We start from the raw sequence: 17,019 nt of genomic DNA, 5'->3' as shown, positions 1-17,019 counted from the left end.
TTTAGATATGGAAGAGAACTATCAATTTAACTTTCCTAAAAACAACAGTAACTATATCAAAGTTATTGGTGTAGGAGGTGGAGGATGTAACGCCGTGAATTTTATGTATAACGAAGGCATAAAAGGCGTAGATTACGTAGTATGTAACACCGATGCTCAAGCTTTAGAGTATAGCCCTATTTCTAATCGTATTCAGTTGGGTGTTACCCTCACCGAAGGATTAGGAGCTGGTGCTAATCCTGAAATCGGAGAGCAAGCTGCTCTTGAAAGCATTGAGGATATTAAGCGCGCTTTAGAAGGAAATACCCAAATGGTATTCATCACCGCAGGTATGGGAGGTGGTACGGGTACAGGTGCTGTGCCTGTAATCGCTAAACAAGCTAAAGATATGGGAATCCTTACAGTTGCCATCGTTACTACCCCTTTCAACTATGAAGGTCTAAAAAGAAGCCGACAAGCTCAAGCGGGAATTAAAAAATTACGCGATTGTGTAGATTCACTTCTCGTAATCAATAACAATAAAATAAGTGAAATTTACGACGACCTTACCGTGGAAGAAGGATACGGTAAAGCCAACGAAATACTCCTCAAAGGAGCTAAAGGTATGGCAGAGGTAATCAGTAAACACTACCTTGTAAATATCGACTTACGTGATGCCCGTACAGTTTTAGAAAATGGAGGTACAGCTATTATGGGATCAGCAATGGCTGAAGGTGATAATCGCGCTATCGATGCCGTAGCAGGTGCTTTGAACTCCCCTCTGCTCAACGATAACAAAATTGTAGGTGCTAAAAATGCTCTTGTCCTTATTACTTATGGAGATAAAAAAGCTACTCAACGCGAGGTCAATGAGATTATGGGCTACATCCAAGAAAAAGCTGGAGATGATATGGCTGACCTTATCTATGGTATAGGGGTAGACGAAAGTTTAGGAGAAGCTATCTCAGTAATCGTGATTGCCACTGGTTTTGATGCCGAACAACAACAAGAAATCGTTAATTCCGAACCTCGCCGCGTGATTCACGTACTCGAAGAAAACCAAACTATCATTCGTGATTTAACTGAACAAAAAGGAACAGTAGTTAAAACCTCTATCTCCCCTGAGAGTACAACTTATCCTACTCCTGCAGTTCCAGAAATTAAAAAAGAACTTTCTCTTTCAGATTTATTCAATATCTGGACAGATTGCGAAGTTGTAACCGCTGATGATGCTTTTGTAATTGTTGATAAAACAGCTCCTACTCAGTTTGACGACAATTTTCAGACACAATCTATAGTTAAACAGCAACCAATTCAACAACAATCAATTCAACCACAGCAACCGCAAACTAAAGCTCCTGATGCTCCTATCATTCATACTTTGAGAGATGAACCTTATGAGTTTTCTTATGCAACAAAATCTCCTATAAAAGAGGAAGAAATGTTTGATATGTATGTAAGAGATATCGAGTTTGAAGAAAAATATACTCAGCCTGTGGTAGAAAAGAGAAGCCAATCTGAGTTTGTAAGTAATAAAGGTGGTGAAGCTCCTCAACCTTACAATCCTAATACTTCTGTAGGAGTACAAACAAGAATGTTTGCTGAAGATGAAGAACAAAAACTCAGTCCTATGGATGCTCCCATCTCTGATGTGCTTAACAAGCGTTCATCTAACCTAAAGACCTATAATCACACTTTTGGTAATGCAGGTCAATCACGTACTACAGTAGGTAAAGATAGTGCAGGTGAAATGCAAATAAGACGTAACAATTCTTTCTTGCACGATAATGTAGACTAAAGTTAAATATCCTTAAAAAGAAAAAATCTGAAAGCTCATAGTGAACTTTCAGATTTTTTTTGTTGTTATAAATCAGTTGTTAAATATTTCTGTTCATATCCCATTTTTCGAGATATTCGGCAACACGTTGTACAAACATTCCGCCTAAAGCACCATTTACCACGCGATGGTCATAACTGTGGGAGAGCATCATTTTGTAACGGATACCTATCACATCACCTTCAGGAGTTTCTATTACAGAAGGGACTTTGCAAATAGCGCCAATTGCTAAAATTCCCACTTGTGGCTGATTGATAATAGGAGTGCCAAATAAAGTGCCAAAAGAACCTATATTAGTAACTGTATAAGTGCCGTCTTTTACTTCATCAGGTTTTAACTGACCTGCACGTGCTCGTACGGCAAGATCATTTACAGTTTTTACCATTCCACGTAAGTTAAGGGCATCAGCGTTTTTAATTACAGGTACAATGAGGTTACCGTCGGGGAGGGCAGTTGCCATACCTATATTGATGTGTTTCTTCTTGATAATTGTATTGCCTTCTACCGAAATGTTCATCATCGGGAAATCTACCAAGGCTTTGGCTACTGCCTCCATAAAGATAGGGGTAAAGGTAATTTTCTCACCTTCACGGGCTTCAAAGGCTTTTTTTACTTTGTTGCGCCATTGCCAAACACGAGTAACATCTACTTCAGTAAAACTTTGTACGTGTGCTGAGGTTTGCTTGCTCATCGTCATGTGTTCAGCGATGATTTTGCCCATACGACTCATCTCTATGCGCTCATCTCCTTCAACAAAAGAAGAGGTAGGCGTTGCAAAAATTGATGATTTTTGAGTTCTATGTGCTAAATAACCTAAAATATCGTCTTTGGTAACGCGGTTATTCAAACCTGTACCTTGTATATGATTTAGTTCATCGAGGGTGATACCTTCTTTTTTAGCGATATTCTTCACCAAGGGCGAATAAAAGCGTTCACTACTGCTAAAATCAATGGGTGCAGCAAGTGTTTCTTTTATCTCAGCGATTTGCTGTGTTAAGTTTTTAGCTTCATTTTCAGCATCATCTTCATTTCCATTTTCAGCTTCAATTTCAGCATCATTTTCAGTTTCTATGATAGCCATTACCTCACCTACTTTCACTACTTCATCTACTTTGAAGAGTATTTCGGCTACTATGCCCGATACATCACAGGACACTTCGGAGTCTACCTTATCGGTGGCTACTTCTGCAATAGTTTCTTCGGCTTCAATAGGATCGCCTACTTTTTTAAGCCAATTGGTAATAGTAGCTTCAGCTACACTTTCGCCCATTGAGGGCAATTTCAATTCATATTTTGCCATTTTGTGCTACTTTAGGTCTTTCACCTCTTGAGGGAGGTTCATATTTTTGGTTAATACACCTATCTTGTTCAGGTTGATGTCACCTGTGAGTGATAGAACAACGGTTTGTTTAGAGGTTTCTGAGGGTTCTACTAACATTAGGAGTTCGGCTACATTGTTTGCATCTTTTCCTCCTTTGGTGTAGAATTTCACGTTTTGAGCTTTGTCTTTCACGCGCATCAATTCTGATAGTGCAGCGGTTTTTACATAAGCTAAGGCTTCAGTTTTCATTTGGGCAGCCGCTGTACTATTCTCGGTAGTGAATATTTTCATTCCTTTGAGTTTGTTGGCTACTTCCATAAATTCTTTAGCATCGGCATCTTTACTATCTATTTTAGAGAGCATTTGAAACATTTTTTGAGACACTACTACTGTGTTAATGTCTTTATTAGCTTCTAATTTCTCAAAAGAGGCTTGAGCACTTACGCTCATTGATACAAAAGCTGCTGATAGAATTGCTAAACTTTTTATTTTCATAAGATTATTATTTAGGATCTTCTTTTATTATTTTGAGTTTTGCTTCCTCATATTGCTGGAGGAGTTCTACTTTTTCAACGCCTTTGTTGTATTCTTTAGAAATCATCAGTAAGCCTTGTTTTACTTCGTTGTACACTTTTTGAGCGGCTTGCTGTTCTTCTTGGCGTTGTTTGAGGAAATAGCCTATACCTGCTACTACAAGTACGACTATTAAACTTATCAGTATTGTTTTTTTCATCAGTTACGTTTGAATATAGATAGGTCGAAATCAAGGAAATAGAGCGTAATGAGTATGAGTATAGCCAGTATAATCCAAAAGGTTTTATTTACTCCTGCATTTTTTTTGTTCCTACTCTCATTGCGGATAGTGCGCCATTCTTCAGTGAAATGGTTGGTTACTGTTTCGCGGTCTCTGCGGATACGTGACCCCATTTCAAAAGCGTTGCCTTGTTCCTTTCCTTCGTAGTAACGAGGGGTATAGTTGAAACGTTTATTCTTCTGTAATTGAAATAGTTTAATCTTCATAATGCGCAAAGGTAAAAAAATATTGAGAATTAACAATGAACAAATTACAAAAATTATTCCAATAGGCTATCCATTTGGGAGATAATATCTCTAACGATATGATTTTCATCTATTACATTTTCAAATAGTTCAGTTTTGTTTTCTTGTAGTTTGATGATTTTTTCTTCTATACTATCCTTGCTTACAAATCGGATGACGTTCACTTTGTTTTCTTGTCCTATGCGGTGGGCGCGTGCAATGGCTTGGCGTTCGGAAAATGGATTCCACCAGGGGTCTAATAGCAATACATACGAGGCTTTGGTGAGGTTGAGCCCTACTTCACCAGCTTTGAGTGATATGAAAAAGAAACTCACATCTTCTTGGTTTTGAAAAGCTTCTACTTGGCTTTTTCGTTCGTGAGTAGCGGTAGCTCCCGTGAGTTTGCTATACTTTATTTTATGGGTTTTGCACCACGCTTCAAAGAGTTCTAAATGTTTTACAAAACTACTGAATATAAGAGCTTTGTGCTGTGCAGTGTGGAGAGTTTCCATATAGCTAATTACCTCTTGATACTTGCCTGAAGGGATAGTGCTTTCGGCATCAGCTAATACAGGGTGGTTGCTTATCTGTCGCAATTTGGTGAGCATTTGCAGAGCATTGAACTCGCTGATGGGTTCTGAGGTTTCTAATAGCTGGTTGCGTACTTTAGATTTTTCTCTCTCGTACCATTGGGCTTGGGCTTCACTCATCGGGCAGTAGGCGAGTTGTTCTTCTATATCGGGTAAATCGCTGAGTACTTGTTCTTTGGTACGGCGCAAAATGTGTTTGCCTACCAAAGTTTTGAGTTCTTCCAAGGCTTGCGGATTCTTTTTCTTGCTGATTTCTACCTCATAATGTTTGTAAAAGAAAGGATAAGTCCCTAATTGATTGGGGTTGATAAACTGCATTTGCGCCCATAAATCGCTGAGGGCGTTCTCTATAGGCGTGCCACTGAGAGCGATGCGATGCTCAGCTTTCAAAGCGTTGATTGCTTTAAAGGTCTTGGAATTCTTGTTTTTAATACGCTGACTCTCGTCTAAAATGATATACCTAAATTCGAGTTTTTCGAGTTCTTTGCCGTCGCGTTCCACAATGGGGTAGGAGGTGAATACCACATCGTAATTGGTAAGCCGGCGTACTTTTGTTTTGCGTTCACTGCTACTGCCTATGTATTGGGTGCATTTGAAATGAGGGGCAAAACGTTTGGTCTCGTCGTACCAATTGAAGAGCAAAGACGAGGGCAATATTACTAATACTTTTAGAGCTTCTTTTTGAGGCTCGGTAGCTGAAAAAAGATCGGTGAAATCATTTTCTTTTAGGGGGAGAGTATCGTGAATGGCAACTAATAAAGCTATGGTTTGCAAGGTTTTACCCAATCCCATATCATCGGCTAAACAAGCGCCTACCCCGTTGTGATAGTGTTGCAAAAGCCATTCTACGCCTTCCACTTGGTAAGGTCGCAAGGTTGCGCGTAGGTTAGGGGAGGGGGTATAGGTTACCTTTTCGACAATATTATGCGGTTTGAGTTCAGGAATAGCCTCTAAAAGAGCATAATTATTCTTTGCTAATTGCAGTTTTCCGTCTTGTTGCTTGCTGTGTTTGGCTATACTGCTGAATTTACTAAACCATTCTTGCGGAATAATAAAGATTTTTCCGTTAGGAAGTGTGTAAATAGGATTATTTTCCTTGATATTACCGATTAAATCCTTAAAATGGAAGCTGTTTTCACCTTGTTTTACCTCAATAGAAAGGTCAAACCAGTCGTTTTGGGAGCTAGTATTGCTATAAATAAGCTCTGAAGTGCTCATATTCACCTCTTTTCCGTCTACCAAAAACGGGCGAAAGGTAAATCCTTGTTCACTAAGCCTTTGCTGGTGGTGTAACAAGTGAAAATAAGCTGCAAAAGGGTCGGTGTTTTGTAGTGAAAAAATACCGCTTTCCTCACTGAAGTCTATATCGGTGAGGTGTTGCTTCATTTGAGTTTCTTCCTCGGTATTTCTCTTGTATTTGTAGATAGTAATACGGTTGTTTTCGTCAATTTTTAGTTGAGAATGTACATTTTTGTTTTGATTGCTTTTAAAAGTATAGCCTTCGTAATCAAAATGAAGTACAATTTTGTACTGATTGGCAAAAAAATCGTTGATAAGTTCTATTTCAGTATTTTTTAGACTTGTCTTTTCAATGATTTCAAAACCAATAGCTTCTACTTGGGCATTGCGCAGTATTTTTTGAAGAAATTTATCAAAATATTCTTGTAGATTTTTTTCAGGAATAAAAGTCTCCTCTTTGTTGAGAAAAGGTTTCAAGTGAGACGCTTTGATGTGAGCGATACGCACCACTTTTTGGTTTAGAGTAATCCACGTGTGAGTGTTGTTGAGCAGTTCAATTTGGCACTGATGAGGCAAGTGTTTTTGTCCGTTTTCTTCTATATACAAGCGGTAGGCAATACCCTCTTCTTTTTTCTCGAAAACTAATAGAGGTTCGAGTATTTCGTTAGTTATAAAGCGTCTTTTTTTGGGAATATCGTCCTTAGGGGAATAGTTGATGGTTAAAAACAACTCTTTTTCAGCAATAAGTAAAAGCAATTGGTGAGTTTGTTCCTCTATTTGCTCTTGGATATACTTTTTGGTGGCAGGATTTTGGAATAGTTTTTCAAAAGTCTCTCCTTTTTTAGTGTATTTATTGTAAAGAACATTGGTTTGCAGATTGTTTACTAACGCCAAAGCCTCTTTTTCGGCAGATGATAATTGCCAATTGGTTAAACTTTCGAGTACTTGAGGAGTAGCTTTTTTGTAGAAAGAAAGGAATCCGTTTTGCGTTTCACCTATATAGGCAGTGGGCAAATGGAGTTCTAAGAGAGGCGTATACGAAAGGTCGAAAAATAAAAACATTGGATAATTTGTCGATTTGTTGATTTGTCAATTAGTGTTGTTGTGAGAGTGTTATAATTTTAGTTTCAATGAGTCGTTGAGAAATATTGTTTGCATACTTTATCAATCTGTTATACAAAGCGTTTATTCCAGTTTTTTCACCTTCTTCAGCAGGCATATAATATATAAAACTATGCCATTCGACGGGGAAGTCAAACTCTGAATGTATCATATCTACTTCGTATAATTTATCTTTTTTATCTTTGTTTGAAGCAATTATTTCTGATAATTTTTTCACTTCCCAAAATTGATAATAACTTTTATTTATATCTATTTCTCTTTCAAAAATTTCCTTATCTATATCGTCCCAAATAGAGTTAGGATATATTTTTCTTAGTAGTTTAACAAATTCCTCTTCAGAAAATGTAGGTAATAGATATAAACCAGTGAACATTTTTTCAGTACATTCTATATATCCATATTCACAGTAGGATAAAACCTCTTCAGGAGTGATCCAATGTTTTCTTACTCCTACATATACCGTTCTCCAATCGTTTAAAACAAAACCTTTTTCAAATATTTTTATTGGAGTATGTTGGTAACAATAAAGTTCTTCTTCGTCTTGATATTGTTCCCAAATACGCATAGATCTAAAACGTTTACAAATTCCTTTTAAACGAATCATCAAATTGTGTATAGCTTTTATAGCTCGTCTGTTTTTTTCAGGGGGTATCATATTGTAGTGTTGTGAATATCGGTTATGATGTTGTGACAGCCTAATTTGTCAAGCACTTCTTCAATCGTATCAAAAGTTTGTCCGTATAAATCGTTTTGATTGTAATGTTCTACATAAGCATATTTTTTCCGATTGCTAAAAAAGAGTTTTAATTCTAAATAGCTGTAAATATTAGCTGTAAACTTAAAAATTTCATACCTTAACTCATAAGCGGGGTATGGCTTTTCTTTTACAAAAAGGATAAATTTGTTAAGCGTTTCGTACATAGCAATGTATCTCAATTTAATTTTTTCTTGCTGCGTCTTTTTCTTCAATAAACGTTGAGCATATAGGTAATATTTCATTCTTTTGGTGAAAAAAGAAAAATACGCTTCTTTTTCTGCGTCATTAACCCTTTGTATTGAGAGGTATATTTGCCTAAATACTACCACTAAAAATTTTATTTCTTCTTTTGTCATTTTGGCGAAAAATTTATCTAAATGCCAATTGACATCCATTTTTTCCTTTTCTTCATTTGTACTATAGCTTGAAATAAGGCAGCAGTCATTTCTTCTATAGATTCTTTAGTGTTGATATTCATTTCTTTTCTCTCCCAAACCCATAATTTGTTGTCAATTACATCTTTGGCAGTAATTGTATCTAAACTTTTAGGTTCTCCAAATCTATACATAGCGCTATAAAATATAATGTTCGTGATGCAAAGGTAGCAATTATTTTTTAGAAGAATGAGAGAAAAGTTTTTTCGTTAAGAGACGGATTGAAATTTGCTAATCAACAAATTGGCTAATTTGTTAATTATTTATATCTTTGCCGCGATTTTTAAACTACAAAAAGAAATGTCTGCAGTTAGAAAAGAATACAAACGCGTAACTACCAAATCGGTAGTAGAGATGAAAGCCAATGGCGAGAAGATTTCAATGCTTACCGCCTACGATTATACTTTTGCAAAATTATTAGATTCCGCTGGTATCGATGTACTTTTGGTAGGCGACTCAGCCAGTAATGTAATGGCAGGACACGAAACAACCTTGCCTATCACCTTAGATCAGATGATTTATCACGCTTCATCAGTAGTACGTGGGGTAGAACGCGCTCTTGTGGTGGTGGATTTGCCTTTTGGTACTTACCAGTCCGACCCTAAAAAGGCTTTGCGTTCGGCTATCAGAATAATGAAAGAAAGTGGAGCGCACGCTATTAAATTAGAGGGAGGTAAAGAAGAAGCCGAGAGTATCAAGCGCATTGTGAATGCAGGTATTCCTGTGATGGGACACTTGGGGCTTACGCCACAATCAATTCATCAGTTTGGTTCTTTTGCTTTGCGCGCTAAAGAAGAAGCCGAAGCACAAAAACTCAAAGAAGATGCTAAACTGCTCGAACAATTGGGTTGTTTTGCTATTGTATTAGAAAAAATACCTGCTAAATTAGCAGAAGAAGTAGCTAAAAGTGTGCGTGTGCCTATCATTGGTATTGGCGCAGGTAGTGCGGTAGATGGACAAGTGCTTGTAATGCAGGATATGCTTGGAATGAACAATGAATTTCAGCCTCGTTTCTTGCGCAAATATGCAAACTTGCAAGAGGTGATTACCAAGGCAGTGTCTCATTATATTGAAGATGTGAAGAACGTTGATTTTCCTAATGAAAAAGAACAGTACTAATGTTCCGCCATCAAGGTAAAAAGCGTACCGCTAAACACAATTTACAAATAGCCGTAGTGCTCTCATTCGTTGCAGGAATGGTGAACGTTACGGGCTTTTTGTTTGTGGGCAAACTCACCACTAACGTAACAGGGCACTTTGCTTATTTTATTTATGATGTATCGGTAGCCGAATTTTGGAAAGGATTGATTTATTTTCTCTATATCTTTGCTTTCTTGTTAGGCTCTTTTACTTCGGGGTTGCTCATTGAAAATGCTAATTACCATCGTACCCAAAATAAATATCTGAAACCTACACTCTTAGAGTGCTTTGCTTTGTTATTGGTAATGGGGTTGCACTTCTTTTTTCCCGAAGCAATTCCTACAGATGTAACGGCTTGTATCTTGCTCTTTGCGATGGGGTTGCAGAATTCTTTTGTAACCAAAATCTCCAACTCGGTAGTGCGCACTACTCACCTTACAGGACTTTTTACCGATTTGGGTATTGAACTCGCTCAAAGGCTTTATTTAAATCGCAATCACTATGAAAATCAACACGCGCAACTGAAAAACACTATCCGCTTGCGACTTTTCATCATTGCATTTTTCTTTTTAGGCGGATTTAGTGCGGGGTATTTTTATATTGAACGCGGGCTTTCTATATATACACTGCTGATTTCAGTAATCATACTTCTCATCGGACTTTTTTACGATGGAATACGTTTTCTCTACTTCACTAATAAACGACATTATGAAACTTATCACAAACGCCGAAAACGTAGACGTGCTTTACGAAGACAATCACGTTATCGCCGTAAACAAGCGAGTGGGCGACATAGTTCAGGGCGACAAGACGGGTGATATACCCCTAAGCGAAATTGTTAAGGCTTATCTTAAGAAAAAATACAACAAACCTGGGGAGGTGTTCCTCGGGGTAGTTCATCGTTTAGACCGACCTACTACAGGGGTGGTGCTTTTTGCTAAGACATCTAAGGCACTTGCGCGTCTTAATGCGATGTTTGCTAATAAGGAAGAAGTGCAAAAAACTTATTGGGCTTTGGTAGATGCGATGCCTCCGGCCGAGGAAGGGACGCTTATCCACTGGTTAGTGCGCAATGAAAAACAAAATAAATCAGTAGCGTATCAAAAAGAAGTGCAACACAGCAAAAAGGCTGTATTGCACTACAAACTATTAAAAACTTATGATCGTTATTATTTATTGGAAATCGACCTTATCACAGGACGACATCACCAAATAAGAGCGCAATTGGCTGCCATTGGCTTGCATATCAAAGGTGATTTGAAATATGGAGCTAAACGCTCAAATCCCGATGGCGGTATCTGTCTTCACGCTCATAGTCTTCGCTTTTTACACCCCGTTAAAAAGGAGAATGTTTCAATTGAGGTAGCTCCTAATTGGCAAATTGGCTAATTAGTTAATTTATTTGTACATCGCTTCTATTTCACGACTGTAATTAGCATAAATCACCTTTCTTCTTAACTTTAATGAAGGGGTAATTTCGTTGCGTTCAATTGTAAAAGCTGAAGGAAGTAACGTAAACTTCTTAATTTGCTCGTAGTCAGGTAAGTCTTTTTGGAATTTTTGCAATTGCTTGCCTATGTATTCTATCACCTGACTGTGTTTGATCAAATCTGCTGTGTTTTTATACTTAATATTAAGGTCTTTTAAGGCTTGCGACAGCATCTCAAAATTAGGAACGATAAGAGCTGAAACAAATTTCTTTCCATCGGCAACTACAGCTATCTGTTCAATAAGGTTATATTTGCCCACTTTACCTTCAATCATTTGTGGAGCAATGTATTTGCCATTAGAAGTTTTCATCAATTCTTTGATGCGTTCAGTAATAAAGAGACTATTGTTACCATCTAACTTACCAGCATCACCAGTACGCAAATAACCATCGGGAGTAAATACTTTGGCTGTTTCTTCAGGGTTTTTATAGTAACCCTTCATCACCATTCCTCCTTTTACTAATATTTCGTTATCTTCACCTATACGCACTTGTACGTTAGGCATTACTTCCCCTACCGATTGAGGGTTGATACGATTGTCACCCCAGCAAGATATGGTGGCAACTGTTTCGGTCATTCCATAACCCAATTTCAAATTAATACCAATTGATTGGAAAAACCTACCTATACTGGGTTCGAGATTTGCACCCCCACAAGGCATAAACTTAATGCGACCACCAAGAGCTTCTTTTAGTTTTTTGTATACTAATTTATCAAAAAGGTTATAGGCTTTTTGTAGTGCTAATGACGGTTTTTTGCCTTGTTCGCGCAAGTTCAACACGCGTCTACCGGTAGCAATGGCTAAACGGAAGAGTTTGCGTTTCACAAAGGAAGAAGCATCCGCTTTGTCATGCACTGTTGCAAATATCTTCTCGTAGAAACGAGGTACAGCACACATCAAAGTGGGGCGCACTTGGGCAAGGGCTTCACGCACTAAATTAGTATCGTCTAAATAGTATACCGTAACAGCTTTATAAAGACAGAAAAATGTCCAAGCGCGTTCAAATACGTGTGATAAGGGTAAGAAAGCTAAAGAAATATCGGTGTTATCCACAGTTGATAGGCGCTCGGTGTGTCCTATCATTTGGAAAGCTAAGTTCTCGTAGGAAAGCATTACTCCTTTGGGTTCACCTGTGGTGCCCGAGGTGTATATAATCGTGAAAAGATCGTCTAGATTGCGTTCGGCAATGCGCTTTTCAAACTCAATATCATATTGAGAACTACTACCCAATGCTAAAAAATCGTTCCAGTGAATTGAATATTGTTTTTCGGTAAGAGCAACCTCGTTGTCGCATACTATAATCATTTGTAATGATGGACATTGATTAGCAACTTGAAGTACTTTTTGGTATTGTTTTTCATCGCCTACAAATAGTACTTTCACTTCAGCGTGATTCATCACGTAAAGAGCTTGTTCGGCTGTGTTTGTAGTGTATATAGGCACCGTAATAGCGCGTATTTGCAAGCAAGCGAGGTCGGCAAGCGACCATTGAGGAGTGTTTTGAGAGAGAATCCCTATTGTTTCTTGAGGTTGTATCCCCAATGAAAGTAGAGCTTTAGAAAGAAGGGTAGTGGTATTGCCTAAAGTTTCCCACGTGATGCCTTTCCATTGAGAAGCAGCGTCTCTTCCCATTAAGGCATCTTTTTGTGGGTATTGCTGTACATTATTGCGGAACAGCGACACAAAATGATAGGCTGTTAAATCCATTTTCGTTATTGAATTAATTAGTCGGGGCAAAAGTATAAAATATTTTTCAATTAGCAATATACAAGTAACAAATGTTATACCACAAAAAAAAGGAACAGAGCATTGCTCTATTCCTTTATATAATCAATAAAAATTTATTACTAAGAAAACAAACGTTCAAAGAAGTTTTTATGTTTTTTATTCATCGAATCATCTACGTGTAGGATATCGTCAGACACAGGTGCTACTGCAGGTGTGTTATCCACAGCCAAAACAGTTTCTGAACTAAAGGTTTGTTGTTGTTCTTCCGACATAATGTCGATTACAAAGTCGATATAATCTTTGCCTTGTTTAGCCAAATAGTTTTTGAAAAAACGACTGCTGAGTTCTACCCCACCTATTCTCTCCATTTTTAAGAGTGAATCATAGAAAGGAGCTACATAATTGGTAATAGCTGATTTTGGCACAGATTTACGTCTACCAATATAGTGTGTAATCTTACCTGTTTCGTCGCGACGCATTTCAAAATCAGTTACTACCCAGTAGTATTCACCTGTTTTTGCTAAGTTCTTGATAACCCCTACAAAGTTGTTACCTGCTTTCAAGTTATCCCAAAGGAGTTTAAAAATCAATTTAGGCATATCGGGGTGACGAATAAGGTTATGAGGTTGCCCAATGAGTTCGCTGGCAGAATAGTGTGCTACCGAGCAGAACACATCGTTTACATTGGTAATAGTTCCTGCAGCATCAGTTTCACTGATGAGCACTTTACTTTTATCCCATTCTACTTCACGATCTACAGGGGTAGGACGCTCGATAGTAGGTACTAGATTTTGAAAATCTGACATATTATTTATTGTTAATTTAATAAGTTCTTCAGTAATAATTTTCTCCTAACTAAATAGGTGACTGAAGAAACTTTTACGTTTTTCGTTCTGAGCTTCGTTCATTGTTACAATATCATCAGATACTACAGTGCTAGTATCTACTGATGATACAGGAATTTCCTCAAAGGCTACGTTTTCACGGTTTTCATTCATTACATCAATGATAAAATCAATATAGTCTTTACCTTGTTTAGCCAAATAGTTTTTGAAGAAACGAGTGCTGAGTTCCATACCACCTACTTTTTCAAGTTTCAATAAGGTTTCGTAAAGAGGTGCTACATAGTTTTCAATCACAGCTTTAGGTACTGACTTACGGCGAGCGATATAGTGAGTGATATTACCCATTGCGTCGCAGCGCATTTCAAAATCGGTAATTACCCAATAGTATTCACCGCTCTTAGCCAAGTTTTTGATAACCCCAATAAAGTTATTACCAGCTTTAAGGTTATCTCAAAGCAATTTGAAAATTAGTTTAGGCATATCAGGGTGGCGAATAATGCTGTGAGGTTGTCCTATCATCTCATCTGGTGAATAGCCACAAACATTGCAAAACACATCATTCACATTAGTAATACGACCATAAACATCAGTTTCACTAATCACCACTTGTGATTTGTTCCAACCTACTTCTCTGTCTATTGGAGTAGGGCGTTCCACAGTAAGTTCAATTTTTCTATAATCATTAATCATTCCAAAATTTTATTTTTGGTTATTATCGCGCAAAGGTACAAAGTTTCTTAAAGATGAAATGTTTTTTTCTCTTAAACTTTTCATAAAATTTCGGAACGTCTAAAACTTACTTTTTTACGTTTTTGAATATCAAATTGTTGCGTTATTGTCCGTAGTGTTATCGTTTTCAGATTTATCTGTTTCTTCAATCTTGTTAGTGTATTTGTTATAAAAAAATGATGCTACAAGCACTAAGAAACCGAGAATTACAAATACAATAGTTTTCCGCAAGGCGTCTAAGTGGGTAGTGTCGTACAAGAATAATTTTAGGATACTGAAACCGATGAGTACAATACCCGAAATACGCAGATGTTTCTTACGTTTGAAAATACCTAAAACTACCAAAAGAAGTGCGTAAGAGCCCCATAAGATGGTAAGTCCTAATTTGTAGTTAGAAGCCGAACGGTAAAGCTCTGTCCAGTGCAAGAGCTCGCTGCTGGCAACCCATAAAATAACGAGGTGTAGAAGGAATTCTAAGTTCTTTTTAACTTCTTCTTTTAAATTGAGAAAACGACTCAATAAGTAGGATGTATAACAGAATATAGCAAAAACTACAATCCCTACATATCTCACATTCAAGAACCAAAGTGATAACTGAGGATTATCGAGGTAACTTTCTCTCAATTCACTGAAAGTGTATAGCCCTAAGGTCATAAAAATAAATGCGAGCAAAATGCTGATGCCAAACTGTATTTCACCCAATAATTTAGATTTGAACAATTTTATATTCAATAAGGTGTAAACAACAACAAAAAGCAAACTATAAACTATTTTCCATACGTTTTTAAAATTATCTAACGCTTCCCAAGCACCATAATTATCTGTAAGATTAGGTGTTTGCTGGAGAGCTCTTACATCGCACAAAATATCTATTTCTCTAAAGAATATAAAATAGAGAGACCCTACACACAAAATATTTAGTATGATGGTAAGGAGCTTGTAGATTTCTTTGTTAGCGAGTTGAGTTAAATGGTGTGTATATGCCATAAAACCAAAGGCAGCACTATATAACAATGCATTGATGAACATCGCATTGCCAAACGGAACGATATTATTAAACTCATTCAAATTTGTATAGTATAAACTGTAGTCTGCTTTTGTCCAATCGATTAATAAACTGATGCTCGCCAATACCATTACAGCGTATGAAATTCGCTCGTATACCAGCAAGTTTTTGCGGCGACCAAACCAGAAGAGCAAAGCAGCTTCAGCACTCCAAAATACTGTAATCCAAGAGCCTTTGAATTGGATAGGTATCACTAAAGTAGCATAGGATAGCGCCAATACTAATATCAAGTATTTTAGAGCTTGTGAAGGGAATTTTTTAACATGGAAATAATAGGCTACCCCAAAGTGCAATAGGGCATTTCCTAAAGTGAATGCCGCTATAGCAGTGCGATTACCTATAGAATAGTCGTGAATATACCACACTCCCATACTAAAGAAAAGCAAACTATTAAATAGGAATAGTACTACATCTAAACCTTTTAACTCTTTTTCTTGATGTATTTTCTGGAAGATAAAAGCTATATAAAAAGTGAGAAAAGTAACTAAATTGAAAGTGAAATAAGGTGCAAAATCATCGTACTCGTAATTGTTAGCCCACAATGAAAGCAACATTAACCAAGTGAAAACAAAAGCTGATAAATAAAGAGAACGCCATTGTTTGTAGAACGAAATGATGAGTACCCCAATGTTGATAATAGCTGTATAAGCAAACAAAATAGATACGCGTCCTGAGTTATCGCTCAGTAAGAATGGAACGGCATAACTACCTACTAAGCCTATGAGAGCAATCACTACCTTGTTGTAGTTTAGCGATGCGGCTACCGTAAAGGCAGTGAAGAGGAACATCAGTATAAAGGTAAGCGACTGCGGGAAAAACTCAAATACCGAATAGCCTATAAAAGTAACAAAGTAGAAAATCGTCATCGCTCCACTCACAAGCACTGCGCTGAAGCTCTCGTATTTCTTTTTGAGCATTGCTCCTGCCACAAAAAGTCCTGCTCCCACTAAGTAGCCCAATACCAATCGCATTGCAGGGCTGATTAAGTTGTGTTCTATAGAGTATTTTACTCCTATAAACACCCCAATAATGATAATGCCTATCCCTATTTTGCTGAATAAGTTTTCACCAATAAAACGTTCCCAGTTAATAGATTTTTTAGGTTTAAACCAATTGTCTACTTGTTTTTCAAAATCAGGTTTTCTGCTATGGTAAGGTTGGTTTGCTTCTATGGGTTGAGGTGCAATAGTAGTTTCTTCGGCTGTTACTTCTTCTACTATTTGAGGATTAATAATAGGGTCTTCAGCAACTCTTTCTACAGTTTCTTCAGCAGTTTTTTCTATAACTTCTTCCATTGCAGCAGGAGCAAGTTTTTCTTCCACTACTGTAGGATCAAGTTTTTCTTCTTCTACCACTGTGGGTACAATAGGCTGTTCTGCAATTGTCTCTATAACTGGAGGCGCAATAGTTGCTCTCTCAGTACTTTCCTGCATTGTAGCTTTCAGCTCCCAAAGGTAGTTTTTAATACCTTTCATCTCTTTGATGAAATCATATTGTTTATCTACAGCCCCATCAACTTTGTTCATTAGGGCTTCTAATTCTTTATTAGTGATCATATTCTTTTGAAAAACTTCGTTTGAAAGCACAAAGATATAAAACTGTTAATAATTAACAAACAAAAGATAAATAAAAAAATAGTCTTACCTCTTGTTACTTACTGTTTTCACAAATAAAATTTTTGCTAATTTGCTAATTGTTTCCTA

15 protein-coding genes and 1 pseudogene are annotated in these 17,019 nt (G+C 37.2%); 4 read left to right on the top strand and 12 right to left on the bottom strand.

Going from position 1 to position 17,019, the window contains the following annotated elements:
• The first annotated feature begins 7 nt into the window (after nt 1-7).
• A complete protein-coding gene (gene ftsZ / locus CGC57_RS03490; RefSeq protein ID WP_095897972.1) occupies nt 8-1,777 on the top strand; it encodes a cell division protein FtsZ in 1,770 nt (589 codons plus the stop codon).
• Between the two features lie 79 nt (nt 1,778-1,856).
• On the opposite strand, the gene CGC57_RS03485 is transcribed toward ftsZ, so the two are convergent.
• Genes CGC57_RS03485 through CGC57_RS03445 form a run of 8 tightly spaced genes read right to left on the bottom strand, consistent with a single transcriptional unit; the run spans nt 1,857 to nt 8,451 of the window.
• Nucleotides 1,857-3,116 (bottom strand): dihydrolipoamide acetyltransferase family protein, encoded by a 1,260-nt coding sequence (locus CGC57_RS03485; RefSeq protein WP_002680760.1) that lies wholly within the window; start codon nt 3,114-3,116, stop codon nt 1,857-1,859.
• 6 nt (nt 3,117-3,122) lie between these two features.
• Nucleotides 3,123-3,632 (bottom strand): GFO_1090 family protein, encoded by a 510-nt coding sequence (locus CGC57_RS03480; protein ID WP_002680673.1) that lies wholly within the window; start codon nt 3,630-3,632, stop codon nt 3,123-3,125.
• A 7-nt stretch (nt 3,633-3,639) separates the two neighbouring features.
• Entirely contained in the window at nt 3,640-3,870 is a 231-nt protein-coding gene (locus CGC57_RS03475; RefSeq protein WP_002680660.1) for a hypothetical protein, read from the bottom strand.
• Nucleotides 3,870-4,157: a hypothetical protein gene (locus CGC57_RS03470; RefSeq protein ID WP_002680739.1), complete on the bottom strand. Its 288-nt coding sequence runs from the start codon at nt 4,155-4,157 to the stop codon at nt 3,870-3,872. Before CGC57_RS03470 ends, CGC57_RS03475 begins: the two co-directional genes overlap by 1 nt.
• 53 nt (nt 4,158-4,210) lie before the next feature.
• Nucleotides 4,211-7,066 (bottom strand): DEAD/DEAH box helicase, encoded by a 2,856-nt coding sequence (locus tag CGC57_RS03465; protein WP_095897971.1) that lies wholly within the window; start codon nt 7,064-7,066, stop codon nt 4,211-4,213.
• 31 nt (nt 7,067-7,097) lie between these two features.
• Nucleotides 7,098-7,781: a DUF2247 family protein gene (locus tag CGC57_RS03460; protein WP_232034022.1), complete on the bottom strand. Its 684-nt coding sequence runs from the start codon at nt 7,779-7,781 to the stop codon at nt 7,098-7,100.
• A complete protein-coding gene (locus CGC57_RS03450; RefSeq protein ID WP_095897970.1) occupies nt 7,778-8,239 on the bottom strand; it encodes a hypothetical protein in 462 nt (153 codons plus the stop codon). The genes CGC57_RS03460 and CGC57_RS03450 overlap by 4 nt, the downstream gene beginning before the upstream one ends.
• Nucleotides 8,240-8,256: 17 nt before the next feature.
• On the bottom strand, nt 8,257-8,451 hold the full coding sequence (locus tag CGC57_RS03445; protein WP_095897969.1) for a hypothetical protein: 195 nt from the start codon (nt 8,449-8,451) through the stop codon (nt 8,257-8,259).
• 166 nt (nt 8,452-8,617) lie between these two features.
• On the opposite strand from CGC57_RS03445, the gene panB reads away from it, so the two are divergent.
• The 3 genes from panB to CGC57_RS03430 are packed head-to-tail and all read left to right on the top strand — an operon-like array spanning nt 8,618 to nt 10,846.
• A complete protein-coding gene (panB, locus tag CGC57_RS03440; protein ID WP_095897968.1) occupies nt 8,618-9,436 on the top strand; it encodes a 3-methyl-2-oxobutanoate hydroxymethyltransferase in 819 nt (272 codons plus the stop codon).
• Nucleotides 9,436-10,275, top strand: coding sequence for a YoaK family protein (locus CGC57_RS03435; protein ID WP_095897967.1), 840 nt, complete (start codon nt 9,436-9,438; stop codon nt 10,273-10,275). The genes panB and CGC57_RS03435 overlap by 1 nt, the downstream gene beginning before the upstream one ends.
• A complete protein-coding gene (locus CGC57_RS03430) occupies nt 10,166-10,846 on the top strand; it encodes an RluA family pseudouridine synthase (RefSeq protein WP_095897966.1) in 681 nt (226 codons plus the stop codon). Before CGC57_RS03435 ends, CGC57_RS03430 begins: the two co-directional genes overlap by 110 nt.
• Nucleotides 10,847-10,855: 9 nt before the next feature.
• On the opposite strand, the gene CGC57_RS03425 is transcribed toward CGC57_RS03430, so the two are convergent.
• The 4 genes and pseudogenes from CGC57_RS03425 to CGC57_RS03410 all read right to left on the bottom strand — a co-directional run bounded on the left by CGC57_RS03425 (nt 10,856) and on the right by CGC57_RS03410 (nt 16,872).
• Nucleotides 10,856-12,655 carry an AMP-dependent synthetase/ligase gene (locus CGC57_RS03425; protein WP_095897965.1) on the bottom strand — a complete coding sequence of 600 codons (1,800 nt, stop codon included), beginning with the start codon at nt 12,653-12,655 and terminating at the stop codon, nt 10,856-10,858.
• A 140-nt stretch (nt 12,656-12,795) separates the two neighbouring features.
• Nucleotides 12,796-13,482: a PAS domain-containing protein gene (locus CGC57_RS03420; RefSeq protein ID WP_095897964.1), complete on the bottom strand. Its 687-nt coding sequence runs from the start codon at nt 13,480-13,482 to the stop codon at nt 12,796-12,798.
• 45 nt (nt 13,483-13,527) lie between these two features.
• Nucleotides 13,528-14,211, bottom strand: a pseudogene (locus tag CGC57_RS03415) (PAS domain-containing protein).
• Between the two features lie 129 nt (nt 14,212-14,340).
• Complete coding sequence (locus CGC57_RS03410; RefSeq protein ID WP_095897963.1) at nt 14,341-16,872, bottom strand: DUF2339 domain-containing protein; 2,532 nt, start codon at nt 16,870-16,872, stop codon at nt 14,341-14,343.
• Nucleotides 16,873-17,019: the final 147 nt, after the last annotated feature.

The organism is Capnocytophaga sputigena (assembly GCF_002302495.1).
GTDB lineage: Bacteria > Bacteroidota > Bacteroidia > Flavobacteriales > Flavobacteriaceae > Capnocytophaga > Capnocytophaga sputigena.
Note: the sequence above shows the minus strand (reverse complement) of the source record. Positions and strands in the feature narration are given on the sequence as shown.

Bases quoted from the DNA above. Each gene is read 5' to 3' on its own strand.
- CGC57_RS03470 (WP_002680739.1), bottom strand. From the start codon at position 4,157: ATGAAGATTAAACTATTTCAATTACAGAAGAATAAACGTTTCAACTAT.
- CGC57_RS03460 (WP_232034022.1), bottom strand. From the start codon at position 7,781: ATGATACCCCCTGAAAAAAACAGACGAGCTATAAAAGCTATACACAAT.
- panB (WP_095897968.1), top strand. From the start codon at position 8,618: ATGTCTGCAGTTAGAAAAGAATACAAACGCGTAACTACCAAATCGGTA.
- CGC57_RS03435 (WP_095897967.1), top strand. From the start codon at position 9,436: ATGTTCCGCCATCAAGGTAAAAAGCGTACCGCTAAACACAATTTACAA.
- ftsZ (WP_095897972.1), top strand. From the start codon at position 8: ATGGAAGAGAACTATCAATTTAACTTTCCTAAAAACAACAGTAACTAT.
- CGC57_RS03480 (WP_002680673.1), bottom strand. From the start codon at position 3,632: ATGAAAATAAAAAGTTTAGCAATTCTATCAGCAGCTTTTGTATCAATG.
- CGC57_RS03485 (WP_002680760.1), bottom strand. From the start codon at position 3,116: ATGGCAAAATATGAATTGAAATTGCCCTCAATGGGCGAAAGTGTAGCT.
- CGC57_RS03475 (WP_002680660.1), bottom strand. From the start codon at position 3,870: ATGAAAAAAACAATACTGATAAGTTTAATAGTCGTACTTGTAGTAGCA.
- CGC57_RS03430 (WP_095897966.1), top strand. From the start codon at position 10,166: ATGAAACTTATCACAAACGCCGAAAACGTAGACGTGCTTTACGAAGAC.
- CGC57_RS03425 (WP_095897965.1), bottom strand. From the start codon at position 12,655: ATGGATTTAACAGCCTATCATTTTGTGTCGCTGTTCCGCAATAATGTA.
- CGC57_RS03410 (WP_095897963.1), bottom strand. From the start codon at position 16,872: ATGATCACTAATAAAGAATTAGAAGCCCTAATGAACAAAGTTGATGGG.
- CGC57_RS03450 (WP_095897970.1), bottom strand. From the start codon at position 8,239: ATGACAAAAGAAGAAATAAAATTTTTAGTGGTAGTATTTAGGCAAATA.
- CGC57_RS03465 (WP_095897971.1), bottom strand. From the start codon at position 7,066: ATGTTTTTATTTTTCGACCTTTCGTATACGCCTCTCTTAGAACTCCAT.
- CGC57_RS03420 (WP_095897964.1), bottom strand. From the start codon at position 13,482: ATGTCAGATTTTCAAAATCTAGTACCTACTATCGAGCGTCCTACCCCT.
- CGC57_RS03445 (WP_095897969.1), bottom strand. From the start codon at position 8,451: ATGTATAGATTTGGAGAACCTAAAAGTTTAGATACAATTACTGCCAAA.